Source organism: Arthrobacter sp. GQ119 (assembly GCF_059759125.1).
On record NZ_JCAXEA010000008.1, the window covers coordinates 166,551 to 189,833 of the forward strand.

Annotated in this window: 26 protein-coding genes and 1 pseudogene; 6 read left to right on the forward strand and 21 right to left on the reverse strand. The window is 63.2% G+C overall.

Annotation, left to right across the window (positions count from 1 at the left end; genetic code table 11):
* Positions 1-35 precede the first annotated feature (35 nt).
* From AC6CH3_RS09775 to AC6CH3_RS09825, 11 genes and pseudogenes are all read right to left on the reverse strand, one after another.
* Positions 36-527 (reverse strand): annotated as a pseudogene (locus tag AC6CH3_RS09775) (lyase family protein); the annotation flags it as partial.
* Between the two features lie 28 nt (positions 528-555).
* Positions 556-1,122: a protocatechuate 3,4-dioxygenase subunit alpha gene (gene pcaG, locus AC6CH3_RS09780; protein ID WP_498132248.1), complete on the reverse strand. Its 567-nt coding sequence runs from the start codon at positions 1,120-1,122 to the stop codon at positions 556-558.
* 14 nt (positions 1,123-1,136) lie between these two features.
* Positions 1,137-2,006 (reverse strand): protocatechuate 3,4-dioxygenase subunit beta, encoded by an 870-nt coding sequence (pcaH, locus tag AC6CH3_RS09785; RefSeq protein WP_498132249.1) that lies wholly within the window; start codon positions 2,004-2,006, stop codon positions 1,137-1,139.
* Between the two features lie 59 nt (positions 2,007-2,065).
* Positions 2,066-3,256 carry a 4-hydroxybenzoate 3-monooxygenase gene (locus AC6CH3_RS09790; protein ID WP_498132283.1) on the reverse strand — a complete coding sequence of 397 codons (1,191 nt, stop codon included), beginning with the start codon at positions 3,254-3,256 and terminating at the stop codon, positions 2,066-2,068.
* Between the two features lie 99 nt (positions 3,257-3,355).
* Complete coding sequence (locus AC6CH3_RS09795; RefSeq protein ID WP_498132250.1) at positions 3,356-4,114, reverse strand: IclR family transcriptional regulator; 759 nt, start codon at positions 4,112-4,114, stop codon at positions 3,356-3,358.
* An 86-nt stretch (positions 4,115-4,200) separates the two neighbouring features.
* Positions 4,201-4,545 carry a DUF202 domain-containing protein gene (locus AC6CH3_RS09800; RefSeq protein WP_498132251.1) on the reverse strand — a complete coding sequence of 115 codons (345 nt, stop codon included), beginning with the start codon at positions 4,543-4,545 and terminating at the stop codon, positions 4,201-4,203.
* Between the two features lie 5 nt (positions 4,546-4,550).
* The gene (locus tag AC6CH3_RS09805; protein WP_498132252.1) at positions 4,551-4,946 is read right to left on the reverse strand and encodes a YidH family protein; all 396 of its coding nucleotides are present in this window, start codon (positions 4,944-4,946) and stop codon (positions 4,551-4,553) included.
* 460 nt (positions 4,947-5,406) lie between these two features.
* The gene (locus tag AC6CH3_RS09810) at positions 5,407-6,846 is read right to left on the reverse strand and encodes an MFS transporter (RefSeq protein ID WP_498132253.1); all 1,440 of its coding nucleotides are present in this window, start codon (positions 6,844-6,846) and stop codon (positions 5,407-5,409) included.
* 78 nt (positions 6,847-6,924) lie between these two features.
* Positions 6,925-8,211, reverse strand: coding sequence for an MFS transporter (locus tag AC6CH3_RS09815; protein ID WP_498132254.1), 1,287 nt, complete (start codon positions 8,209-8,211; stop codon positions 6,925-6,927).
* A 54-nt stretch (positions 8,212-8,265) separates the two neighbouring features.
* Positions 8,266-9,192, reverse strand: coding sequence for an MBL fold metallo-hydrolase (locus tag AC6CH3_RS09820; RefSeq protein WP_498132255.1), 927 nt, complete (start codon positions 9,190-9,192; stop codon positions 8,266-8,268).
* 30 nt (positions 9,193-9,222) lie between these two features.
* The gene (locus AC6CH3_RS09825; protein ID WP_498132256.1) at positions 9,223-10,602 is read right to left on the reverse strand and encodes an aldehyde dehydrogenase family protein; all 1,380 of its coding nucleotides are present in this window, start codon (positions 10,600-10,602) and stop codon (positions 9,223-9,225) included.
* Positions 10,603-10,762: 160 nt separating this feature from the next.
* On the opposite strand from AC6CH3_RS09825, the gene AC6CH3_RS09830 reads away from it, so the two are divergent.
* From AC6CH3_RS09830 to AC6CH3_RS09845, 4 genes are all read left to right on the forward strand, one after another.
* A complete protein-coding gene (locus AC6CH3_RS09830; protein WP_498132257.1) occupies positions 10,763-11,563 on the forward strand; it encodes an SDR family oxidoreductase in 801 nt (266 codons plus the stop codon).
* A 119-nt stretch (positions 11,564-11,682) separates the two neighbouring features.
* Positions 11,683-12,525 (forward strand): IclR family transcriptional regulator, encoded by an 843-nt coding sequence (locus AC6CH3_RS09835; RefSeq protein ID WP_498132258.1) that lies wholly within the window; start codon positions 11,683-11,685, stop codon positions 12,523-12,525.
* Between the two features lie 168 nt (positions 12,526-12,693).
* A complete protein-coding gene (locus tag AC6CH3_RS09840) occupies positions 12,694-13,659 on the forward strand; it encodes a PDR/VanB family oxidoreductase (RefSeq protein ID WP_498132259.1) in 966 nt (321 codons plus the stop codon).
* Between the two features lie 91 nt (positions 13,660-13,750).
* On the forward strand, positions 13,751-14,950 hold the full coding sequence (locus AC6CH3_RS09845) for a cytochrome P450 (RefSeq protein ID WP_498132260.1): 1,200 nt from the start codon (positions 13,751-13,753) through the stop codon (positions 14,948-14,950).
* Between the two features lie 193 nt (positions 14,951-15,143).
* Here the strand turns inward: AC6CH3_RS09845 and AC6CH3_RS09850 are convergent, their stop codons facing one another.
* Positions 15,144-15,353 (reverse strand): hypothetical protein, encoded by a 210-nt coding sequence (locus AC6CH3_RS09850; protein WP_498132261.1) that lies wholly within the window; start codon positions 15,351-15,353, stop codon positions 15,144-15,146.
* A 389-nt stretch (positions 15,354-15,742) separates the two neighbouring features.
* Positions 15,743-16,243: a hypothetical protein gene (locus tag AC6CH3_RS09855; RefSeq protein WP_498132262.1), complete on the reverse strand. Its 501-nt coding sequence runs from the start codon at positions 16,241-16,243 to the stop codon at positions 15,743-15,745.
* Between the two features lie 363 nt (positions 16,244-16,606).
* Between AC6CH3_RS09855 and AC6CH3_RS09860 the strand changes: the two genes are divergently transcribed.
* Positions 16,607-16,927, forward strand: coding sequence for a DUF3040 domain-containing protein (locus AC6CH3_RS09860; protein ID WP_498132263.1), 321 nt, complete (start codon positions 16,607-16,609; stop codon positions 16,925-16,927).
* Positions 16,928-17,306: 379 nt separating this feature from the next.
* Entirely contained in the window at positions 17,307-17,531 is a 225-nt protein-coding gene (locus tag AC6CH3_RS09865) for a YegP family protein (RefSeq protein ID WP_498132264.1), read from the forward strand.
* Between the two features lie 952 nt (positions 17,532-18,483).
* On the opposite strand, the gene AC6CH3_RS09870 is transcribed toward AC6CH3_RS09865, so the two are convergent.
* From AC6CH3_RS09870 to AC6CH3_RS09905, 8 genes are all read right to left on the reverse strand, one after another.
* The gene (locus tag AC6CH3_RS09870; RefSeq protein ID WP_498132265.1) at positions 18,484-19,206 is read right to left on the reverse strand and encodes an HAD-IA family hydrolase; all 723 of its coding nucleotides are present in this window, start codon (positions 19,204-19,206) and stop codon (positions 18,484-18,486) included.
* Positions 19,207-19,281: 75 nt separating this feature from the next.
* On the reverse strand, positions 19,282-19,713 hold the full coding sequence (locus AC6CH3_RS09875) for a hypothetical protein (protein WP_498132266.1): 432 nt from the start codon (positions 19,711-19,713) through the stop codon (positions 19,282-19,284).
* Between the two features lie 114 nt (positions 19,714-19,827).
* Positions 19,828-20,115 (reverse strand): Gfo/Idh/MocA family protein, encoded by a 288-nt coding sequence (locus AC6CH3_RS09880; protein WP_498132267.1) that lies wholly within the window; start codon positions 20,113-20,115, stop codon positions 19,828-19,830.
* 182 nt (positions 20,116-20,297) lie between these two features.
* On the reverse strand, positions 20,298-20,513 hold the full coding sequence (locus AC6CH3_RS09885) for a hypothetical protein (protein ID WP_498132268.1): 216 nt from the start codon (positions 20,511-20,513) through the stop codon (positions 20,298-20,300).
* 294 nt (positions 20,514-20,807) lie between these two features.
* Positions 20,808-21,023 carry a hypothetical protein gene (locus AC6CH3_RS09890; protein WP_498132269.1) on the reverse strand — a complete coding sequence of 72 codons (216 nt, stop codon included), beginning with the start codon at positions 21,021-21,023 and terminating at the stop codon, positions 20,808-20,810.
* Positions 21,024-21,330: 307 nt separating this feature from the next.
* A complete protein-coding gene (locus tag AC6CH3_RS09895) occupies positions 21,331-21,711 on the reverse strand; it encodes a cupin domain-containing protein (protein ID WP_498132270.1) in 381 nt (126 codons plus the stop codon).
* A gap of 112 nt (positions 21,712-21,823) precedes the next feature.
* Positions 21,824-22,189, reverse strand: coding sequence for a cupin domain-containing protein (locus AC6CH3_RS09900; RefSeq protein ID WP_498132271.1), 366 nt, complete (start codon positions 22,187-22,189; stop codon positions 21,824-21,826).
* Between the two features lie 142 nt (positions 22,190-22,331).
* A complete protein-coding gene (locus AC6CH3_RS09905) occupies positions 22,332-22,745 on the reverse strand; it encodes a cupin domain-containing protein (RefSeq protein ID WP_498132272.1) in 414 nt (137 codons plus the stop codon).
* Positions 22,746-23,283 lie beyond the last annotated feature (538 nt).

Below are 23,283 nucleotides of genomic sequence, written 5' to 3' on the forward strand. Positions count from 1 at the left end.
CCACTGCGCCGCCCACAGGAGCCGTCCAGCGGCAGCCGCAGCCCGAACGTAAACGGCAGGGAATGCTGCGTCAGGCTCCTGCCCACGCACAGCGTGTCCGCATGCTGCTCCGCCAGGGTGGCGAGCCCCCTCGTGGTGCCTTTCAGGTCAGCCAGCAGCGCCTCGACGGTGTTCCTGGCAACCAGCATCAGCGCCGTGTCCAGCACGTCCTGGCTTGGCAGCGAGGTGTGCACCCCTTTCCCAGCCCCGGCACCGGAGGTATCCAGCGCCGCGACGTGCCTGCGGAGGTCGGCCAGCAGCGGGATCACCGGGTTGCCGCCACCCTGCGCCCGGCGTGCGATATCGGCGGGATCGTAGCGGCCCGCCTCAGCGGCGGAAGCCACGACGGCAGCAGCACCCGCGGGCGCCAGACCCTCCTTCTCCATCACGGCAGCCCAGCCGGACTCGACAGCGAGGATCGCCGCCAGCACTGCCCGGTCCCCCGTCAGCGCGCCCACCAAAGGGGACGCCGAGACAGGGCTGAGCAGGCGTCGCCCACTGAACTGGCCGCTTCAGTCACTGGAAATCTAGGAAAACTGTCTCGCCCTCACCCTGAAGGCGGATATCAAAGGTGAGTCCGCCGTCGGCATCGCGGCGCGCGATGAGGGTCTGTCGGCGCTCCGGTTCCAGGGAGCTGAGCAACGGGTCGTTGGCCAGCGCCTCCTCGTTTTCCGGCAGGTAGATGCGGGTGAAGAGGCGGGTGGTCAGGCCGCGGGCGAAGAGGGCCACTGAGATGAACGGTGCCGCGCCGGGTTTGGTGGGGCCGGGGTTGACTGTGGTGAAGGTGAACACGCCGCTGTATCCCACGGAGCCGCGGCCCCAACCGGTGAAGGTGTAGCCGTTCCGGACCAGGGAGCCGGTCTTCTGGACGACGTTGCCCTCGGAGTCGGGCTGCCAGATTTCCAGTATCGCGTCCGGGACGGTCTCGCCGGCGCCGTCGTACACGGTGCCCTGGAGCGGGATGGAACCGGGCGAGCCGGGGGCCAGGAGTTCGTTGTCCTTCTCGAACGGCAGTGCGTAGCCGTAGAACGGGCCGACGGTCTGGCCGGGGGTGGGGACAAGCTGGGTGGTCTGGTTGCTCATGTGCTTATCTCTACCTATTCGCTTTCGTCGCCTGCAGTACCGAGCGCTTCGTTTTCGGTCCAGGTCCGCTTTGGACCGGTGAGGACGATGTCCCAGTTGTAGCCCAGCGCCCACTCCGGCTCGGTGAGGTTGTGGTCGTAGTCGGCCACCAGCCGGTCGCGGGCGTCCTGGTCCACGATGGTCTGGTAGATCGGATCCAGCGGGAAGAGCTGGTCGCCGGGGAAGTACATCTGCGTGACGATCCGCTGGGTGAACTCCGTGCCAAACAGCGAAAAGTGGATGTGCGCCGGCCGCCAGGCGTTCAGGTGGTTCTTCCACGGGTAGGCGCCGGGCTTGATGGTGGTGAAGCGGTAGGAGCCGTCCGGGCCGGTGATACAGCGGCCGATGCCCGTGAAGTTGGGGTCGATCGGGGCCGGGTGCTGGTCACGCTTGTGGATGTAACGGCCGGAGGAGTTGGCCTGCCAAATTTCCACCAGCTGCCCCGCGACCGGGCGGCCGTTGCCGTCCAGCACCTTGCCGGCCACGATGATCCGCTCACCCTGGGGCTCGCCGTTGTGCTGGATGGTCAGGTCCGACTCCAAGGCATGCACGTCCTGGTGCCCGAACGCGGGAGAATACAGCTCGATGGTCTCCGGGTCCGTGTGGTGCAGGCTTTTGGTGGGGTGCCGCAGGATGCTGCTGCGGTACGGCGCGTAGTCCAGCCGGGGGTGGGTCTCCGCCGGTGCACCGTCCTTGAGAGCCCGCACATAGGCGTCCCCGAGTGCGTTGATCTCAGCACTGAGATCCGCCTGGGTCTCGACGGCGCGGTCTAAGGGTGCGTGGCCTGCCTTGGGTTCGGCAGCCTGGACAAGCTCGTCCGTCTGGCTCTCGGTCTGGTGCGGCACGGCGGACTCCTATCTTATTGGTGGTTGGTCGGGGCGATTATCGGCGTTGCTTGATTGTTCTACGCCAAGCCGGGCCAGCCGGTGTAAGCCTCGGCAAGGTAGGCCATTCCGTGCCGGGAGGAGACGACGGAGTGCAGTTCGCCGAGCTGCCGGGCGCGGGAGAAGTCGTCCGCATCAGTGGGGGTGTGCAGCATGGTGGTCATCCAGTAGGAGAACTGCTGGGCCTTCCACACCCGCTCCAGGGCTCGGTCGCTGTAGGTTTCCAGCAGCTGGTCGGACCCGGAGTTGTAGTGGCTGTCCAGCCCTTCGAAGAGGACTTTGACGTCGTGGATGGCAAGGTTCAGGCCCTTGGCGCCGGTGGGCGGCACGGTGTGTGCGGCGTCGCCGGCCAGGAATAGGTTGCCGTGGCGCATGGGGGTGTGGACGAAACTCCGGAACGGCAGGACCATCTTTTCGATGACCGGCCCTTCCTTGAGCTCGAAGCCGTTGCCGTTGACCCGGCTGCGGAATTCGGACCAGATCCGGTCATCGTCCCATTCCGCGACGTTTTCCTTGGGGTCGCACTGGAAGTACATCCGCTGGACTGTCTCGGTGCGCTGGCTGATCAGGGCGAACCCGTTGGCCGAGTTGGCGTAGATCAGCTCGTCGGAGCTGCGCGGGGCTTCGGCCAGGATGCCAAACCAGGCGAACGGGTACTCATGGAAGTACCACTTGCGGTTCGCCTCGGGGATCTGGAACCGGCAGTGGCTGCGGGAGCCGTCTGCACCCACCAGGAAGTCCGCCTGGATTTCATACTCCACGCCCTCGGCGTCGGTGAACCAGACCTTCGGCTTACCTTCGAGGTCGTGGACGGTGGTGTTCGTGACGCTGTAGCGGACGTCGCCGCCGTCGGTCTTCCTGCGCGCGGCGAGGTCCAGAAAGACATCCGTCTGCGGGTAGAGCCACACGGATTCCCCCACCAACTCCTTGAAGTCGACGCGGTGGCTCTCGCCGTTGAAGCGCAGTTCAATACCGTCGTGCCGGTCGCCGTCGCGCAGCACCCGGTCCGAGACACCGCTGTCCACGAGCATGTTCACGGTGCCGTGTTCCAAAATGCCGGCGCGGACGGTTTCGGAAATTTCCTTGTGGCTCCGCACCTCGATGACCGTGGATTCGATGCCGGCCTTGGCCAGCAGGTGGGACAACATCAGCCCGGCCGGACCGGCTCCCATGATGGCCACCTGGGTGGTGATGATCTTGCGTGCTCCCATGATCTCTCTCACTTCATTGTGGGCTCCGCTGGCGGTGCCGGTGATTGCGTCTGCACCAGTGTGAGCCACCGACCGTGACGATAGTTACGACAATTCCGTTCAATGGGAGATTTGATCAAAGTCCGTCAGGCTGCGGCCAACCCCTCTGGCCGCGGTCTGCAGGACCGGAACCAGCGCTTGCAGTCGCATTTCCCGCAGGGGGACCACGACGCCGAGTGCGGCCACCGCCCGTTGCCTCCGGTTGAGCACGGGAACCGCGATGCCCCATGTGTCGGCATCCAACACCCCCGGCAGTTGGGCGTAACCCTGGCGGGCTGTTTCGCTTAACAAGGCCCGCAGTGAATTCGCGGCCAGGTTATCGCCAAGGTCCTCGAACTGTTCCACGTAGCGGTTCTGAAGCGCCTTGTCCTGAAACGCCATCAGCGCCAGCCCGGCCGACGAGATGTTGACTGGCATCCTCCCGGCAACCTGTGCGCGGTTAACAACGGAACCCCGCCGGGACAGGCGCTCCACAAAAAGGACATCCCATCCGTCCAGCACCGCTAGGTTCACGTTCTGATTCAGGACCTGTTGAATGTCCTCCATAAAAGGGATAGCCGCCTGCCGCAAAGCAAGAGTAGGAGAAGTGCGGTTCGCCAGCTCCCACAACCGTAACCCCGGACGTACCGATCCGCCCGGACGAGTTTCCAGCAGGCCGTGGCCGGCCAACTGCTGAACCAAGCGGTGAGTGGTGGTCAACGGCAAACCGGCCCGCTGAGCCAGTTCAGACAACTGCAAGGCATGAACATCCTGCGGAAAGGCCGAGAGCAGCCGGACAATCCGGTCCACCATCGAATCCCCTGAACTCGAATTCGCCACCTGCAAGCCCTCCCATAGAACGCCACTTCACGAGGTTTGGACTACTGAAAGAAGAACTATGCCGGGAATCATCCCTAATAGCAGGTTCAAGGTATCAGGACGACGCTCATACCCAGTGCGCCCAGTGCCATGGCAGCGAAAGCGGTCCATAGCACTCCGGAAATGTCGGGGGCGGCCGCTCCACGTGAAATCCCATGGGAGCTGGTTGTGTAACGACGGCGCTGCGTGAGGTAGATGGCCGAGGCTGCACTGGCGGCCACCGCGATGAGCACCAAGACGGGGAAGCCATGGTGGGGCAGCCAGCGCAGGAAGATGGCGCTAACCGTCACCAGGGCCAACACCGTCCTGCCCCAGGCAAGGGTTGTCCGCTCCGGCTGCAGCCCGGGGTCCCCGTGCTTTCCGCCTTGTGATCCGCTGAACTTCGATTCCATAGAACTCAGGGCAAGACGATGAAGACCAGCACGACGGCGGCAGCCAGTGCCCCCGCCGCGGCCAGCAGGGGCACAATCAGTGGCAGGGGCAGGGGCGCCTTGTGCCGCATACTGTGCTCAACCTTCAGCCAACGCATAGCGGCTCCTCCGCTAAGGAGCATGCCGAGCAGAAGCAGCAGGACAGCTATGCCTTTTCGGACCGGTTCAAGAAAAAGGTCCGCCGTGAACGCCTCGATGGCTATGCCACCGGCAAGGAGGGCGAGTGACGTGCGGATCCACGCCAGGAAGGTCCGCTCGTTGGCCAGCGTGAAGCGGGGATCGGGTTCGGTTCCGCCTGGCAGGATTCGTTCGGCGAGCCTTCCCCGCCGCGGAGGCTGCCGGGGGTCGCTTTCAGTTCCCACTAGAGCGCCATGGTGCGGAAGCGGCAGTTGTCACTGGAAGACGCGGCTGTATTCACAATTCGGGACGCAACCCGGCACCTGTTGCAGTACGAGTCGTTACAGGGGGCCAACGCATCCCGTTTCGTGGTCACGGTAAGACTCTACGCAAGATCCTTTGTCGTGCATGTTCGATCTGTCCGCCATGCTGTTTGCCAGTTCCAGCGATTCGTGCCTGTAGTGCAGCAGAAACTCGTGCTTGTAGTGAAGTCCAATCCAAGGCGAGCAAATAACGTCGTCGATGTCCGCAGCCAATTGCAACGAAGTTTTTACCGCTGCTACCTCGAGGCTCGGTCTGGTAGTCGGGCGAGTAACGATGGGCTTCACGCGGTGCATCCTCTCTTTGAACGCGAGTTTCAGGTTGAGGCCGGGGCCGGAGCGATCGCTGTTCCGGTCCCGGCCTTCGCTCCGGGACGATTCGGGCCTAAGCCTTGGTGCTTGCAGGGGTGACTTCCAAGCCAGTGGCCGTGGCGGAAGCAGCAAGAGTGGACGTTGCCGGAGCGGCATCATCGGCTACCTCCAGGCCAAGCCTGCGTCGGTCACGCTGTTGGTTGATGAAAAGTAGGGCCAGGATTCCGAAGACCAGCAGGAGGCCGCCGGCCAGGGCAAAGGCTGCCCGGTAACCTTCAGCCGGGGTGGTCGCACCGCCAATCAGGAATCCCGACACCGCCGGTGCGAATACGCCGCCGGTGGTCAAGACCGCATTTGCGATGGAGAGGTTTGCGCCGCGCTGGGCGATGGTGGTCAGTTCAGCGACGACCAGGTAGGTGATGGCGAAGAGTGCAGGTGCCGTTCCGAAGCCGAAGACCATGAGGATGACAGACAGGACGGGTGAGGTGGTCAGGGTTGCGGCCACAAGACAGGCTCCCGCGAAGGCCGCGGAGATGCTGAGTACCCAACCACGGGCCTTCCGGGTGGGAACACCTTTCAGGTGCAGGCGCTGAGTCAGGGCGCTGAGGCCCACTGTGGCGATAGCTCCCCAAGCCGCGGGCAGCGCGATCATGGCACCGGATTGCTGTCCGCTGAAGCCCAGGACGTTCTGAAAGTATGCCGGCCCCCAGGACATGGCCAGGGTGAAGGTCCAGTAGCCAAAGAAGGATGCCAAAACCGCGAAGATCCAGCTGGGGGAGAGGATGGTGCGCCAGTAGCGGATTTTGGTCTCTGCTGCGACGGGAGTTTCTTCCGCTGCGATGCCGTCGATTTCCTGTTCGGCTTTCCGGCTGGTGTACGGGCCTTCCTTGCCTACGATGACCCAGAAGACGGACCAGACCAGTCCCACGATGGCCAGCAGTGCAAAGGCCGTCTGCCAGCCGAACTGCCCGATGACCCAGGCCAAGACCGGTGCGAAGGCCACAATGCCCAAGGTCACCCCGGATGAGGCAAGAGCGGCCGGGGTGGCGCCCTTCTTCTCGGGGAACCACTTGTAGATGCCATGCATCAGCACCGGCGCCAGGGGACCCTCGCCGGCGCCAAGCAGCAAGCGGCTTGCCCAGAGGGCAGGCAGGGAAGCGAAAAGCAGGATGGGAACCTGGGCCACGGACCACAGCAGGCACAGGACCAGCAGGATCCACTTGCTCGATACCTTGTTGGCGATGGGTGCGGCGACGATCTGGGCCACACCGAAGGTGAGGAACATGGCGCTGCCCACCAGGCCGAACTGCTCGGGTGTGATGCCCAGTTCTTTCATGATGGGCACGGCGGCGATGCCGAGGACTGCTTTGTCGGCCCAGCTGAGCATCATCAGGAAGAGGAGGCTGAACGTCACGAACCAGCCATAGCGGTTGCGCTTGGCCCGGGACCAGGTCCGGGGGTCGCGGGAGGCCGCGGCGCCCGGCGTGACGCCGGTAAGGGGAGTTTCAGACACGGTATGCCCAATCGTTGAAGGGAAGTCTTTGCCGGTTTGGAGCGGCCTTTTCTTGACTCTAGGCTGGTGTGACGGGCCTTACATTTGAGCTTTCCGTTGGGTGGAAAGCGACTTTCCGGGGCGCCGGGCACTCTTGGCGGTCCCGCCGTCGGGGCCACCCAGGAGCGCCAGCAGGGCCATCCCCAGAATGCTCAACCCGCACGTCAGCCACCAGGTCGTGTCCCAGCCATCAGTGCTCGTGGCCAGCAGGGCGAACAGCATGGGCCCCAGGAAGTTCCCGAGATTGAAAATCTGCTGCGTCAGCCCCAGCACGGCGGTGACAGAACCATCCGCGGGGGCAATCCGCACGGAGTACCTGGTCACCGCAGCGGGGATAAGACCGCCGACGGCGGAGAATACGGCGATGAGGACGAACTGGAAGAGGATGCCGTTACTGATGTTTTCCCAGCCGGCGGCGAATGTCGCCACCGACGCCGCCGACATGCCCAGGAAGGTCCAGAAGATGATTTGCCGCTCGGACAGCCCGCGCTGGATGAGCGGCCCGGCGCTCAGTGCCCCGATCGCGTTGACCCCGCCCACGGCGGCGCTGAGGATGCCGGGCAACGGCCCTTCCAAGCCAGCCGAGCGGTAAATGGATGGCAGGAACCCGAGCACTGCCATCCACTGAGCGGTGTAACAGGCGAAGACCATGCCGATAATCCAGGGAGAGCGGGTGGCGACGGTGCGCCCGACGCGCCGGAGCGCGGACCGCAGCCCGGCGTCGGCCGGAGGCACGTCCCTCGGTACCCGGCGCAGCAGCAGCGGCACGGGTATCAGCGTGAGGACAGCCATCACCAGCCACCACTCGCGCCAGCCGGCGGCCTGCAGGAACAGAGCGCCGGCGGCGAGTCCGATCAGCGTGGCCATGCCCTGGAACGCGCCCCAACTCGCCAGCGCCACATTGAGTCGTTGAGCCGGGGTCACCTTGCGGATAAGTGCAGGGGCGACGACAACGGCCAGCAGGAATCCGACGCCCTCCAGCGTCCGTGTGGCCATGAGCAACTCAGTGGTGGGCGCGGCGGCGCCGAGCCCGGATGCGGCACTCAGCAGGACCAGTCCGGTGATCAGGAGCCGGCGGAGGCCTGCCAGTTCCCCGCCAACGGCTGTGGCCAGGCCACCGACCACGCTGGCCAACTGGATGATGCCGAGCAGCAGCCCGGCCTGAACCAGGGTGGCGCCCAGATCCATCTGGATTCCGGCCAGGGCGGCTGGCAGCTTCCAGATATGCATGGCTGCCGCGATGCCCGCGGCGAGGACGGCAAGCCAGGCTCCGTCCGCCGTCGTCCTTTTTTCATCGAGTGCTGTTGCGGGCGACGGCAGTTCCAAAAGTTGTTGTCCTTGCTACAGGGTGGCGGGCGCGGGTCCTTGTTCTCGGGTTCCTCAGGCGGGTGCCAGCACCGGGGTGTCGATGCGGAAACGCTGGCCGCTGACGGCGACGTCCACGGGGCCGTCGAAAGTTGACACGGCCCGGCTGCGCCACCACTGCGGCTCGGCGCGGCCCGCCAGGTGGGAGAGGACCAGGCGGCCCACTCCGGCTGCAGCAGCCACGCGGCCTGCTCCTTCCGGCGGGGTGTGTGCGATCCGCTGGTGGTTGAGGAATTCCGGCGCGAAACCCTTGCCGGCATAGAAGTCCAGGTTCACTGCCTCGTGCACCAGCACGTCCGCGCCGCTGGCGAGCACAACCATCGCCTCACATTCGGCGGTGTCACCGGAGAACACCACTGAGCCTGCGTCGGTGTCAAAGCGGAATGCCAGTGCAGGGCGCACCGGCGGGTGTTCGACCAGGATGCCGGTGACCTTGACCCTGTCATCCTCGTAGACGTCAAAGGGGCGGGCCGCATCCGGGCTTCCATGTGGGGGGGTTTTGAGGTCCACGGTGCGCACAAGGGACGCCAGGTCCGGGCGGGCTTCATCGTGGACGCGGATGTCGATGTCGTAGGAGAAGGCCTGCAGGGAATGGGATACTAGCTCGCCGGTGCCGGAGAGCCCGGCACCACCGGTCCGGGTGGCGTCCTTGCCCGGGCCCACAATCGAAATAGGGCCGGTGAAGCCCTCTACCGGGTTGCCCCAGTTCCACAGCAGGAAGCCGGGCAGTTCCACCACATGGTCCGAGTGCAGGTGGGTGACAAAGCCTGCCACGAGATCCTCGCCGCGGAGCCCTGCGTCATGGGCTGCCCGCGAGCAGCCCATGCCAAAATCCACCATGTAGAAGGCGTCGCCTACCACCAGTGCGCTGGAGATGCCGTTTTCCGGTCCGCGGATGGCTGGGCCGGCGGCGGTGCCAAGGGTGATCAGTTCGACGCTCACAAGAAGTCCTTCTGCGGGGTTGGTGCGGGCTCAGGAGTGGGGGCGGGCATTGATGACACGGGTTTCGAGGTATTCCTCCAGGCCCCACCGGCCGCGTTCGCGGCCGATGCCGGATGCCTTCCAGCCTCCGAACGGGGCATCGGGCTCCACGAGGGTGTGCTGGTTGATCCAGACCGTTCCGGCCTCAATTTGTGATGCGGTGGCGTACGCACGCTCGTGGTCGGGGCTCCAGACGGAGGCGCCGAGGCCGAATTCACCGGCGTTCAGTGCGCAGATGGTCTCCTCGAGATTGTCATAGGCGACGATTGGCAGGGCTGCCCCGAACTGTTCTTGTTCCACCAGGTCCATGCCCGGCTCGGCGTCGATCACTACGGTGGGGGAGAGGAAGTAGCCGGGCAGGTCGCAGCCGGGGTTGCCGCCGGTGATGATGCGGGCTCCGGCGCCTACGGCGGAGTCGACCAGGCCGTGGACCAGTTTGAGCTGGGACTCGTTGTGCATGGGCCCCATGGTGGTCCCGTCCGCAATGCCGTGGCCCAGCACGTGGCGGGAAGCCTCGGCGGCGATGGCCTCGGCCAGTTCCGTGCTGCGGCTGCGGGGAACATATACGCGTTTGACTGCCATGCATACCTGGCCGGCGTTGCGGAAGGCGCTGCCCACAATTCCGCGGGCGGTAACGGCGATGTCGGCGTCATCGAGCACGATGGCAGGATCGTTTCCGCCCAGCTCCATGGTGACGCGCTTGACGGTGGGGGCCGCCTGCTGGGCCATCGAGATGCCCACCTCGGTGGAGCCGGTAAAAGAGATCTTGCGGATGCCCGGCGAGGTGCTGAGCGCAACATTGACCGTCCGTCGTGAACTGGTCTGCACCTGCAGCACCCCTATCGGCAGGACCTCATTGAGCAGGTTGACCAGCGCGATGGTGGACAGCGGCGTGGACGGGGAGGGTTTCGCGATCACGGTGCAGCCGGCAACCAGCGCAGGGGCAAGCTTCACGCAAAGCAGGGAGACGGGGAAGTTCCACGGCGTGATGGTGCCCACAATGCCCACCGGCCGGTACTGGACCTCAAGAGTCCTGTCGGCCCGTGGAGTCAGGGGCTCGACTTCGTCCCATCCCAGGTCCGCGTAGTACTCAAAAAGTCCTGCCGCCACTGTGAACTCACCGGCAGCCTCCACCTTGGGCTTGCCCTGCTCACGGGAGAGCAGGGTGGCCAAGGCATCCAGGTCACGGCGGATCAGGACAGCCCCGGCACGCAGGGCGGCGCGGCGGGCATCGCGGTCGGCTCCCCAGCTGGCTGCGGCCCGGCGGGCGGCCGCAACCGCCTGCTCGACATCGGCACCGGTGTTTTCCGGGGCGCGTCCCACGAGCTCGAGTGTGGCCGGGTCCAGGACCTGGTAATGGGCTGCCGTCATGGCCTGTCCTTTCGGGCGGGGATGGGAATTCTTATCCCAGTCTCATGGCACCCGTCACAATCCGCGCAGACCTTTCCGTCCAACGGAAAGATGCGGACGATGGATTGATCCTGCTTGCGACTATGGAGTGAAGCACGTCACGCACTAACGAGGAGTCTCCATGTCCCAAGAGCAGCTGCCCATCGTCCTCACGGGGGTTTCATCCGGCATCGGCGCCAGGACCGCGCAGATACTTTTCGCCCGCGGAGTGCCTCTGATCGGCATCGACCGCAACGCTCCCACCGACTTCAACGGAACCTTCGTGCAGGCTGACCTTTCCAGCCAGGCAGGCGTCGACGCGGCGGCCGCTGCAGTCTCGGTCGCCGCACCGTTCGGCATCGCCGGCCTGGCGAACATCGCAGGAGTCCCCGGCACCGCGCCCTGGCGCACAGTGCTGTCCGTCAACGTCTTCGGCGTCCGCGGGCTGGTCCGGGCACTTGCCCCGCTCCTCGGCGAGGGAACCGCCGTCGTGAACCTCGCTTCCAGCGTTGCCGTCCAGTGGCGCGAGGTGAAAGCCAAGTGTGCCGCGTTCGCGCTGGCCGCGGATCAGGCAAGCGCGCTGGATTCGGTTTCCTCTGACAAGGACATCACGGAGGAGTCCTACCTTTTCTCCAAGCAGTGCGTCCGCTTCCTGACGGAGCACCTGGCCGCCGAACTGCTGCCGCAGCGCATCCGGGTCAACAGCGTGAGCCCCGGGCCAGTTGCCACGCCCATCCTTGAGGACTTTAAAAAGGACCACGGGCGGGACAAGGTGGAGGGTGCAGGTGCCCTGCTGGGCCGCTTCGGCGAGCCGGAAGACGTCGCCTCCGTTATCGACTTCCTGCTCCGCCCCGAGTCGGGGTGGGTGAACGGCTCGGACATCCGCGTGGATGGCGGCCTCGGCGCTTACCGCGGTTCAACCCTCGCCACCGCCTCCCACTGAGGACCAACGACGCCGGACCCTCCTTGCAAATGCATGGGGATCCGGCGTTGGGCTTAAAATGACGGTAGGGCACGGCGTCAATGATGCGCTGCTGCTTCCAGCGCTCAGAAGGGTGATCCATGGCTAACGCTGCCCCCAGCGGCCGGACCGCCCGCCGTTCCGCTTCAATACCCGGATCCAAACCCTCCCAGGCTGCCGACGGCGGTGCCTCCGCTCAGCCGGCGGCGAGTGTCACGTCCCGCGCACTGGCCCTGCTCGGAACCTTCGACGCTGAGCACTCCGTGCAAAGCCTCAGTGCCATGGCGCGCCGTGCGGGCCTTCCCGTGACCACCGCGCACCGGCTGGCCGGCGAACTGGTGGCGTGGGGAGGACTGGAGAAGGCCAATGGCGAATACCGTGTAGGGCAGCGGATCTGGCGCCTTGGCCTGCTGGCCCCTGCGCAGCAAAACATCGCCGAGGTAGCCGCCCCTTTTATGCAGGACGTCCTCTTCGTGACGCACAATGTGGTGAACCTGTTCATCCTGGACGGGCAGGAGGTCCTGCTGGTGGAACGGATGTCCGGTACGGGAGCGGGCCAGCCGTTCCGGCGGGTTGGCGCACGCCTGCCGCTCCACGCGAGTGCCGCAGGAAAAATCATGCTGGCCTATGGGGCCAAGGAATTGTTTACCGCCGTTTCCCAGCGGCTGGAGCCACACACCCCTCGCACCATCACCAGCCCCGCCACGCTCGCTGCCGAAATCGAGCGGGTGCAGGCCCTCGGCTATGCCACTACCGAGGAGGAAACGGGCCCGGACAACTACGGCCTGGCCGTCCCGGTGTTCCTGCCCAACAAACAGGTGGTGGCGGCGCTGGGCATTGTCACCCGGAACCGTCCCGCCCCGGTCGGCAGCGTGGTTCCTGTGCTCAACATTGCCGCCCGGGGCATTGCCCGGAGGCTGGGCGTGGAGCATCTGCCGCAATAGGGACGCTCCAGTTCCAGTTATTTTCTGCCCAGTCTTTCCGTTGGACGGAAAGCGGCGCCGCGGTTGTGTTGTGGAACACCTAACCTCAAGTAAGCCGTAATTAGGGCCGGATGCCCGGCCAAAGGGACCGTCGTCCAGGCGGGCCTTTCCAAAGGAAGTGAAGACCTCATGACTGCATCTGCAGGAGCCACCATCGACGTCGTCGTCGACAGGGCGGACATTGTGGCGGACCAGGTGGTCTCCCTGGTGCTGCGGCGAGCCGACGGCCTGCCGTTCGGGTCCTGGCAGCCCGGAGCGCATATTGACGTACACGTGGGCGACGGCCTGGTGCGGCAGTATTCGCTGTGTTCCTCACCGGACGAGCTGGACCACCTTCGGATCGGGGTGCTGCATGCGCCCGATTCCCGTGGCGGGTCAAAGGCCGTGCACGCGCTGTTGCCGGGAACACCGCTGGCCATCTCGGCGCCCCGCAATAACTTTCCCCTGCGCGAGTCCCGCCGCTACCTTTTCATTGCCGGCGGAATTGGCATCACCCCGATCATTCCCATGCTCGAAGCAGCCGACGCTGCCGGCAAGGACTGGACGCTGGTCTACGGCGGCCGAAGCCGCAAAACCATGGCCTTCGCTCAGCAGTTGGAGGACCGGTACGGCGTTGACCGTATCCGCATCGTTGCCGAGGACGAAGTTGGCCGGTTGGACCTGGACCAGGTCCTGGGCATGCCTCGGGCACACATGCTGGTGTATGCCTGCGGTCCGGGCGGGCTGCTCGGTGCCGTGGAGGAACGGTGCATGGGCTGGCCGCCCGGCGCCCTGCACACCGAGCGGTTCGTCGCCTCGACGCTGGGTACCGCCGCAGCCAACGCGCCCTTTGAGGTGGAGCTGGCGAGGACCGGAACCACCGTGACGGTAACGAATGACAAGACCATCCTCGAAGCGGTGGAAGAGGTGGGAGTGCGCGTCCTGTCCTCCTGCCGCGCAGGATTGTGCGGAACCTGTGAAACCCAGATCATCTCCGGCGAGCCCGAGCACCGCGACGCAGTCCTGACTGTGGAAGACCGTGAAGCCGGGGAGATCATGCTGGTTTGTGTTTCCCGTGCCGCTGCCGGTTGTCCCCGACTGGTCCTGGATCTCTGAACCGCAATCCGTTACGCCCGCTTCCAGCCCGCGTTATTCCGGCCGCTGACCGGCCCGCCCCCATCAAGTTTCGCCACCAGGAGTGTCCCAGATGACCGTTTCAACCCACGAAGCAAATGTCCTGGGCGAGGACCCCTTTGAAACCGCAAACCTCCTCGACCCTTATCCCTTCCTCGGCCGGCTCCGCGATGCAGGGGCCGTCTCCTACCTCGAGAGCACGGGAAGCTACGCGGTAGCCGGCTACCAGGAGGTCTACGAAGTCCTCACCGACTTCGAAACTTACATCTCCTCCGGCGGCCTTGGCCCGCGCGACATCCGGAAGGACTCGGGCTGGCGGCCACCCAGCATCCTCGAATCGGACCCGCCCATCCATACCGTGATGCGCCGGGCCCTGACAGGCGTCATCAACCCCGGCACCGTCCGCGCCCTCCGGGAACCCTTCACGCCGCCTGCGGAGGAGTTGACCGAGCAGCTCGCAGGCCGCGAGCGGTTCGACGCCATCACCGACCTCGCCGAAAAGTACCCATTGCGTGTCTTCCCGGACGCGGTGGGGATTCCCGACGTCGGCCGTGAACACTTGCTGCCGTACGGCAACATGGTGTTCAACGCCTTTGGCCCGGAAAACTACATCTTCAAGCAGGCCTTCGCGCAGGGCGACGAGCACGCCGCCGCGGTGATGCGCAACTGCCAGCGCGAAAACCTGGACGACACCGGTTTCGGCGCCCAGATCTGGAAGCGTGTGGAGGACGGCCTCATCACTGAACAGCAGGCGACGCTGCTGGTCCGGGCACTGCTCTCCGCGGGCGTGGACACCACCATTTTCGGCATCGGCAACACCCTTTCGGTGTTAGCACGGTACCCGGAAGCCTGGGCCCGGCTGCGTGAGAATCCCAAAATGGCAAAGTTCGCCGTAGACGAGGCGCTCCGCCTGGAGTCCCCGTTCCAGAAGTTCCACCGGACCGTTGCCGTGGACACCGTCCTGGGCGGCGTGCATCTGCCAGCCGGCGCAAAGGTGCTGGTGTTCCTCGGCGCTGCCAACCGGGATCCGCGCAAGTGGGGAGACAACGCCGACGAGTTCGACCTGGACCGCAACGCCTCCGGCCACGTGGCCTTCGGCATGGGCCTGCACCAGTGCGTGGGCCAGCCCATCGCCCGGCTCGAAATGGAAATTGTGCTCCAGCAGCTGCTTCAGCGGGTATCCACCATCGAACCGGACGGTGCACCGGCGCCCATCCTGCACAACGTGCTGCGCGGGTTCGAGTCCCTTCCGGTGCGGATCACGGCAGGATAGATCTCCCAGGCGCGGCGGGGGAGTCAGACGCTTCCCCCTCCCCAGGCTTGGATTTGGACTCTTCTTGCCCGACGCTTTCTGGCCTGAACCGCGCACTCTCACCGCGCTCATCCGGGAATACGGTGTAGATCATTGCCAAGGCCATGCCACACGCCGCGGTCCGCGGTCGTGGACCTGGAGGCCGGTCGCCTTCTTATGTGCTCGGCGGATCCTGTTCCGAGGCAAGAACTGAGAGGTCGTGGATGATCTGCTGCACCTCGCGTTCACGGCCTTGATCGGGTGATGCCTCCGTGGCCGGAACGGCTGGGCGGGCTGGAGCAGGAACGGGGCACGAGTCCATGAGCGACTCCTTGGGAACCGGCTCCTTGTCCGCAAACGGATCATGGAAAATCATTTGTGTCATTCGTTTCCCCTGCGGCGTCGCTGTCCTGGGAGCTATTCAACATCGGATTGGCCTCATCTTCCAGCCCGGCCTACGCAGGACCTCAGGGAACATGCCGCGGTCTCGCATATAAGGACCTTGAGGAGCCGGGAGTTTCGGCTTCTGAGTCCGCAGTGCACTCGCGCAATTTCCTTACCGGCTCTTTCTGGGCTTCGGCATAAAACTTTCGGCTGCGCCGTTGGCGCGCTTCTCTGCCCGTTTCTCTTTTATCGCTTTGCCCTGCTTTTTGACATTTCCCTTATGAGGAATTTTATTCGGCATCTTGACTCTTTCCAAAACAAGAAAAGGTATGTTGTTAGAAGATCTTCAGGCCAGGGCGCAACTGACCCCCGGTGGAGCTGTGCGTGTTTCTAGGAGTCCTGCCCTGAGGCGGCACTTGCACCTGTCACCTGACGGAGAATCATCTGAATTTCATGACGCGAGAGCTGGGCCGATTCCGCAAGCATTTCAGTTGGCGTCCCCTTGGCTGACGCGGCCCTTATAGCCCGGTGTAGCTGGACGAGGGCATGGTCCATTTCCCACTGGCAGGTTTCAACCAGTGCAGCGGCAGCCCACACCTTTTCTCGCGGGTCCGGCTGCGGGTCCAGGCGGAATCCGCACGGGCATTGCCAAACGAGGCGCAGATCCGGCCCGCGACCCTCAAAGCCATGTGAAGTGGAACCCTCCGCAGCGGCCCCATGGGTGATGAGCTGCATCGCGTCACCGCAATGGCGAGGGCGGACAACAGGGGACACGCCGTCCGCCGAAGGCTCCCCACGCTGCCTAATATTCCGGATCGTGTGATCAATACCGATAAAAAGCATCAGATTTTTCCTCCCAATCATGCACAAAAGAAAAACATCCTGATTCATTTATAGCCGATAATTTTTTTAAAGCCAGTTCAATTTCTTCGGGGGTTCGACATGACAGAACGCTGAGAATCGCGGCCCCTTGCGGTCGTTCCACGCTCCCGCCGACGCACACAGCTGTGCGGCTCCGGTGAGATCGCCGCGACAGTGAGTAGCTGGCACCGCCCCAAAAAACTTCCCGCGCCCGCAGGTCTTCTAGCAGTGAACGCGCTTTCTTGACTTCCCTCAGGAACCCTCCTATGGTCGAGAAACTAATATCGGAAATGTTAAATTTAGAAAACGCGGCATGTTCAACAGCCGTACAGCCGCCGGTAAGCTGCGAGGCCGATGAAAAGGCCGAGCGGCGGTATCCATAGGAGGTCCCGGGTGCCGTTGTCGGATAAAGAGCGGAAAGTACTTGAAGAACTTGAGCTGGACCTGGCCGCAGAGGATCCACGGCTGGCTCAGGAACTCTCCTCCGGCTCTGTGGCGAACAGGTTCAGGGCAAGGACGTACTTCGCGGCCATGGCGTGCCTGATCGGAGTTGTGCTGCTCCTGGCAGGAATCGGTTCGCAAATGACCATCATCGGCGTCGCCGGCTTCCTGACGATGGGAACAGGCGCCTACTTTCTCGTAGGGGGCAACGCTGATCAGATTACGCAGCCCCCGATCAACCCTCCTCGTGTCCGGGGCGCGGAGGAGCGTTGATGCCCCATAGAGCTAAACCACCCGCGATCCACCGGGACGCAGATCGCGGATACAACCAAAAGAAGGTGTGAAAAATCGGCATCCCAGAAGCAGAAGACATCCAGATCCACAGCGGGGCTCCGGCTAAAGGAGACACGTCCCGGAAATCCATGACCCGTTCCCCGCCAGAACCGCGGGAAGGGTCTAACCGGATCACTGAGGGGGACATCACTAATGGGAGCGGCAATCCTGGCCCCGGCACTCAGCCAGCCCTGGGCAAGACCTTTGTTACTGCGTTCACCGGGCCCGTCGTCGGGCCCGACAGAATTGCGTCCCGAAGACGCCAGCGGGCAGGTCCCGCCTGAGCGGTCGGGCGCCTAATCCGAGGATGGGGTAGACCATGACAGGAACATTCGAACTGAAGCCGACCAGCCGTGGAGGCTTTGAATTCAGGCTGCTCTCGCCCACTGGGAAAGTACTGGCCGTGTCCGGGACATACAGGGACAAGGACTCCGCGGTCGCGGCCATACGTGACGCACGGGAATGTGCAGCAATGGCACTCATCAGCGACCGCACCACACGGCCGCCACAAGCCCGCGACGCCATCGCCGGGGTCACGGCATGACCACCAGGCACCATCATCAGCGGACTGGCCGTGGTCCTATAGACCTGCGCCACGCGGCGGTGGGAATGATACCGCTGGGAGAACTCCGGTCGGCCTGTCAATCCGGCGAACTGCCCTCGGGGACAGGCTCCGCGTTCACACCTTGCCGGCTCGAGATCTCGGAACCGGCCGCAGGGTAGAGGCATCCCCGGTAGCTGGACGGTTACTGCCGGCACCATACCCGCTTTCACCTCCAGTCACCAAAGCACCAAGGAGTCAGCAGGTTTGAGGAGGAGGATCCGGGATGGTGCAGCGGCCGATTGAAGAATGGTGGAGTGACCTTGACCCGGTAATCCAGGACTGGTTCGCGGAAAATCCCGGTTGTCTAGTTCTCCCGCGAACGGTAGCCAATACCGTTTGCGCGGTGGCGGGTGGCCATGCTGATCAGGATCGGCACGGGCGCCTGGAGCTATCGGCACGAGATCGCGAGTTCATCAGAACACGGATGCAGGTCATTAGCCCATCCGCGAGAGATGGCAGTAGAAGAACCAACAGGGAGGAACCATGTTGATTCGCAACGATCTTTCACCGCAACGACGAAGACCCTCAGCAGTCCCGCCACCCGCTGACAGATCCCTCACCGGGAGGTAAATGGAGGCCCTTCAGGCTCTTCCCCGGACATTTGGAACGCCGATAATGAACATCCCCACGTCTGGACCCGCCTTTGCTGCCCGCCTACTAGGGTGACTTTGAGCGGTCCACGACTAGGGTCAATTCGGGTTATCCACGGCTGGAATCGGGAGCCGTTGGGGTAGCTCCCTGGCAGTAGTAGCGGTGGATAACTTACGAGAATTGTCCCTTGTTGTGGGCCGCGAAGCCTCATTGTCCACTCTGGTTCTGGAAGCCAGATAAGGAATCGTTTACACGCCGCGACTTATCGTCGTCAGGTTGGGTGTACCTGATATTTGTTTGTTCACTGGATTTCGAGGCCTGCACTGGTCCAGTGCACGGACCGCAGATCAGGGACTAAGGCGTCGGGCTGGTGCTCTCCGATGTCACGGCTGCCGACGCCCAGGACGTGTCCCACCCCGGCGGCGCGCGCCGCGCGAATGCCGGCCGGGGCGTCTTCCACCACGACGCACTGATCCGCCGGCACGCCAAGACGTTGTGCTGCGGCCAGGTAGCCTTCCGGGTGCGGTTTGCCGTGTCTGACGTCGCCGGCCGTTACCAGGACCTCGGGAGCGGTGAGCCCGGCGGCCGACAGGCGGGCGTGGGCCAGGTCGCGTGAGGCGGAAGTCACCGTCGCCCACCGGCCAGGTGGTATTGCTGCCAAGAGCTCGGCGGCGCCGGGGATCTCGGTGGCGGTAGCTGCGTCTTCGATTTCCAGTGCATCGATCAGCGCCACGGCGGCCGGGCGCTTCGACGGGGAAATGAATTGCGCGACGGTATCGACCGATCGCCGTCCATAAACGGTAGGGAGGACTTCTGCCGGGTCCAGGTTCATCTCGTGCGCCCATCGGGTCCAGGAACGCACAACGGCGGTGTCCGAATCGACAAGCACCCCGTCGCAGTCGAACAGTAGGGCGCTGCAGTGCAGGACAGTCACGGTGCGGGTCCCGCCCGTCGTGCTGCGCAGCTCCGAGGTGCGCTCTTCAACGGGCCGGTTAAACCTGGCGAATTGATCATGAGACGCCATAATGGGTCCTTTGCTAATTGTGATTCCCGCGTAGGTCGGGGGAGTCGAGTCTGTGGTGGGCTGGCGGGCTCTGAATCACGCTTCCTCTTGTTGCCTCGCTGCCTGGTCAAGAGCTTCCAGTACCCGCGCGTTGTTTGCCGCGTCCGCGAGGTCGTGGCGGAGCGGCGTTCCGTTGAGAACGCTGTCGGCGAAGTGTTCGCCCATCCGTACAAAGTGGTTGTCGCCCGAGAGCTTGTGATAAATCGTCTCCTGCCCGAAGTGATGCTCCTCCAGGACCGGATCCTCCTCCAGGAGCCCAAACCGGTTGTCGAGGTAGAGCCTTCTCTGGGTGCCGGTGACTTCCAGGAAGTTGCGGCGCTCGAGGTTTAGCCCCGTATCAAATAGCGCGGTTGCGCTCCCGGGAAAGCGCAGTATGCCTGCGATGCTGGTTTCGATCCGTCCTGTGTCGTTGGCGTCACGGTAGTTGCCAAAGACCGCGACGTGAGCCGGCTCTTGCCCCGTGACCATCCGGCTTATGTTGACGCAACCCGGCATCGAAGAGTGCGCCGCCGCCGAGCCCTGCATACCAGCGGATGTTGTCGTCCCCGGCCGTATCGAAGGAGTGTGCGACGTGGACAAAGGTCAAGCCCCGTCTCGTCGGCCTTGAGCGCAATCTCCTCGCATTCTGCTGCGCTCGGCCAAAGGCTTTTCCGAGAGGACATGCTTGCCTGCATCCAGGGCTTTAAGAATCCAGTCGAGGTGCAGCGCGTTCGGCAGCGCAATGTAGACAGCGTCAATGTCCGGGGAAGCAAGTAGCGCCTCATATGAGCCAAACGCCTGTGGAATGCCATGCTTGTCCGCGTATTCCCCGGCCTTTTCCGACGTGCGGGACCCAATAGCAACGACCTCACCGTTTTTCGTTGCCTGCAACGCCGGAATGGTCTTGCGAAAGGCGCGCGGTGCCCAGGACGCCCCAACGCAATTTCTCGTTCATGGAACTCTCCCTATCTATAACCTGGAAGTACTGTTGGAACCAGCTTCCGCTTGGTTGGGATACATCTCCTGAACCCAAGTCGGGTGGCAGTAGGGACGGTCATCAGAACACGGTTCGGTCATGATGCGGCCAGCTGCAGTTCGTAGCCGTCATGAATGTGGAAGAGACGGCGGCCATCAAAAGGATCGTGGACCCAAATGATGTCACCGTCCGCTGTCCGGGCGTCCACTAATCCGACATACTCTGGGCGACCGCTGCCGAGGAGCTGCACCTTGTCTCCAATTTGGACATCGTCCCAGCCGGAGCCTGCCACTCGGTTCATCCCTGAAGTCATGATTCTCTCCTTGTTGTTTGTTATTAGCAGCACCTAATGGACTGACTCAAGCGGGTGCGGGGGTCCTCGCAAAGGGGGCTGGCGGTGATATGGGTCATGGCTGTGGGGCCGTTAATCCCCGTGAGGGCGAAAATTGAGTCAGCCTGCGTACTCGGGGCTGGAACTTGCCTGGTTTGAGTTCGATGACGAGGGCTGAAGGGGAAGGGGATGCGGGCCGAGTCCGGGGTGTTGTCTTCCAGGAGGGAGGCGTTGGTGCCGCTGGGACCATTTGGGTAGCGAGGCCAGTGACGACTGTCAGCGGGCTGTCTGCTCCCAGGTCTCGCCGAAGGGGACTGTGTCGCTGAGTTCGAATGTGTACCGGTCTGGATCATGCCGGGTTACCTTAATACCGGCGCACCCGTGGGCCATTGCTGCTTGCCGGAGCAGGGCCTCTGCCTCGTTAAGCAACGCGTAAAGTTCCTCAGGCCTGTCGATGAGGACTTCCAGGGGTTGAACTTTCTGACTGCTCATGTCAACACTTCCTTGTGATATGGGTCACTATGTCCTGCTAACTTTGACATGAACAGCTGTTCTAGTCAAACGTTCTACAGTGTTGTCCGGTTATTGGCCGCCGGCCTGACGGGTTGGCAATGCCACGGATGTCCTGCTGGCAAAGGTCCAGCGCTTGACGCGAGAGTGACGTCCCTGCAGACGTCTTTGCCCCTGCAGCATCAAGCAGGGAAACGGGTAGCTGATGCTGCAGGGGCAAATTGCTGCGATCTGATCCATGCCGCCGCCCGAGGACGGCGGGTATGAACCAGGACGGCTTAGAGTTTCCTTAGGAGGACATCGAGCCGTGGGCGGTGAAGAAGCCCAGGCCGTAGTCGGGGGTTTCAAAGGTAATTTCTGATCCCTTGGGGAAGAAGAGTACGTCACGTTCCTTGGCGTGGGTCACTTCTCCCGTGGCACGGTCGGTGAGGATGAACTCACCCTTCACCACGACCTTCATCTCGTCGCAGGTGTACGTGTAGACCAAGGGCTCGGAGGCCTTGAGCTCAAAGAATCCGGAGCTCATGACCGAGCCGTTGGGGTGGGTGAGGGAGTCGCCGATGGCGGCGTCGACTCCCGGTACGTTCATTGACGGGAGTCCGATAAAGCCGTTTTCCACCTTGTGGATGGATCCGGCCTTGGTGAACGTTCCCAGTGCTGTGGTTTCCATGATCTCTCCTGTTGTTAGTGCTGTGTATATCTGACGAGTCTTCGTCAGAACTTTTTATCTTTGACAGAACGATGCAGCTTTTGAATCGTTCTTTTTGATAGTTTTTGAGCGGTTAGAAGATGACGTAGAGCTTGCGCAGGGTCTCGTGAATTTCCCAGTTTCCGCTCCAGCCGCGGGGAATGAAGATGGTGTCTCCGGGGCCGACGAGCTGTGCTTCGCCACCGTCCTGGGTGACGGTCATCGAACCCGAAAGTACGTGCACAAATTCGTTCGTTTCCAGTACCCAGCGGGAGGGTCCTGCGGTGCATTCCCAGACGCCGGATTCGGCACCGTTTTCGTCTTTCCACAGATAGATTCCACGGGTGTCCATCGTCTGGGGTCCGGTCGCTTCAGGGCAGGGGCCCCAATCGTCCAGATCCGTAGCATTCTGTGCATCGCGGATGAGGCTCGCGGAGATGGAGGCTGTTTGTTGCGTCATTTTGTTTTGCCTTTCAAAGGGTGTGGAAAAGTTCTGTTGCTGACAAATGCGTTGTAGCGTGGCGCGCCGGATTGCCCTGAAGTCCGGTGCTGAAGGGTTTCGGTGTTGCCCCAGGGCGTCCTGTTATGAGGGAGGTCAGGGGTCAGACTTCGGAGTACCGGAAGGAGTGCGATTCCAGGCCCTCGGGGTTCGGGCCGTAGATGGTGATCATCCGCGCATAGACCGGTGCCCAGTACCGGCCCACGCCGCCCGGGTTGACCCGGGCCGAGTCGCCCGGCCTCAGGACGACGGTCTTGCCCTGGCTCTCAATGTGGAGTTCGCCCTCCAGGACGAAGGCAGTTTCGCTGTGCGGGTGGAAGTCCTCCCAGGCACAGGAATTCAGCGTCCATTCGGAGAGCACAAACTCATCCCAGCTGCCCACCGGATGGGTGTTTATAAACCGGCAGCGGAGGCGCCCATAGTCGCCCCCCAGGGCTTTCAGGGGCTCCGCTGCCCAGAAGTCAATTGCATTCCCTGCCGTCGTTGGCGTGGAATCAATGGTGCCCGCATCACTCATGGCTTCAACCGTTTCAATAGTCGGAAATCTTCTCGAAAGACCTGCCCGGTGAATGTCAGTCACATCGCGTCGTAGTGAGGTGCATCACCGTGCTGCGACTACCCTGACATGAACGGCTGTTCCAGTCAAGCGTTCATAATCCATCGCGAAGAATTGAGCTTCGTCGGTGCCATGGCCTGTTAGTGAGGGCTCCAGTTGACGAGCGGAACAAATTTATCCGCGATTCGCTCCGCCAACTCGGGAAGCCTTTCTTGCCGCGACTGCCTTGCGGAAAAGAGATTAAAATCCTTAGGTTGAACGGTTGACTTGAACGCGTGTTCGTGTCAAGGTTTGTGGAACGAGCAAGGTGATCGGTATCACAGGCTGTTTTCAAAGCAGAGCTCAGCCGCTTTGGTACACGGACAGACTTCGGGCCTCCAGGTGATCCCTGGCAAAGCCTGGGCGGGGTTCTAAATGACGGAAGTCGACCTTTTCGTGAAACTTGCCTTCTAGGGCCATCGGTTTGGAAGTTCCGGCCGGTGTTTCGTTGCTGGAGACC

Excerpts from the sequence above, each read along its gene's own strand:
- pcaG (WP_498132248.1), bottom strand. The coding sequence starts at position 1,122 with ATGAGCAACCAGACCACCCAGCTTGTCCCCACCCCCGGCCAGACCGTC.
- AC6CH3_RS09790 (WP_498132283.1), bottom strand. The coding sequence starts at position 3,256 with ATGGGAGCACGCAAGATCATCACCACCCAGGTGGCCATCATGGGAGCC.
- AC6CH3_RS09800 (WP_498132251.1), bottom strand. The coding sequence starts at position 4,545 with ATGGAATCGAAGTTCAGCGGATCACAAGGCGGAAAGCACGGGGACCCC.
- AC6CH3_RS09825 (WP_498132256.1), bottom strand. The coding sequence starts at position 10,602 with ATGACGGCAGCCCATTACCAGGTCCTGGACCCGGCCACACTCGAGCTC.
- AC6CH3_RS09830 (WP_498132257.1), top strand. The coding sequence starts at position 10,763 with ATGTCCCAAGAGCAGCTGCCCATCGTCCTCACGGGGGTTTCATCCGGC.
- AC6CH3_RS09835 (WP_498132258.1), top strand. The coding sequence starts at position 11,683 with ATGGCTAACGCTGCCCCCAGCGGCCGGACCGCCCGCCGTTCCGCTTCA.
- AC6CH3_RS09840 (WP_498132259.1), top strand. The coding sequence starts at position 12,694 with ATGACTGCATCTGCAGGAGCCACCATCGACGTCGTCGTCGACAGGGCG.
- AC6CH3_RS09845 (WP_498132260.1), top strand. The coding sequence starts at position 13,751 with ATGACCGTTTCAACCCACGAAGCAAATGTCCTGGGCGAGGACCCCTTT.
- AC6CH3_RS09850 (WP_498132261.1), bottom strand. The coding sequence starts at position 15,353 with ATGACACAAATGATTTTCCATGATCCGTTTGCGGACAAGGAGCCGGTT.
- AC6CH3_RS09855 (WP_498132262.1), bottom strand. The coding sequence starts at position 16,243 with ATGAATCAGGATGTTTTTCTTTTGTGCATGATTGGGAGGAAAAATCTG.
- AC6CH3_RS09865 (WP_498132264.1), top strand. The coding sequence starts at position 17,307 with ATGACAGGAACATTCGAACTGAAGCCGACCAGCCGTGGAGGCTTTGAA.
- AC6CH3_RS09870 (WP_498132265.1), bottom strand. The coding sequence starts at position 19,206 with ATGGCGTCTCATGATCAATTCGCCAGGTTTAACCGGCCCGTTGAAGAG.
- AC6CH3_RS09875 (WP_498132266.1), bottom strand. The coding sequence starts at position 19,713 with ATGGTCACGGGGCAAGAGCCGGCTCACGTCGCGGTCTTTGGCAACTAC.
- AC6CH3_RS09885 (WP_498132268.1), bottom strand. The coding sequence starts at position 20,513 with ATGACTTCAGGGATGAACCGAGTGGCAGGCTCCGGCTGGGACGATGTC.
- AC6CH3_RS09890 (WP_498132269.1), bottom strand. The coding sequence starts at position 21,023 with ATGAGCAGTCAGAAAGTTCAACCCCTGGAAGTCCTCATCGACAGGCCT.
- AC6CH3_RS09895 (WP_498132270.1), bottom strand. The coding sequence starts at position 21,711 with ATGGAAACCACAGCACTGGGAACGTTCACCAAGGCCGGATCCATCCAC.
- AC6CH3_RS09900 (WP_498132271.1), bottom strand. The coding sequence starts at position 22,189 with ATGACGCAACAAACAGCCTCCATCTCCGCGAGCCTCATCCGCGATGCA.
- AC6CH3_RS09905 (WP_498132272.1), bottom strand. The coding sequence starts at position 22,745 with ATGAGTGATGCGGGCACCATTGATTCCACGCCAACGACGGCAGGGAAT.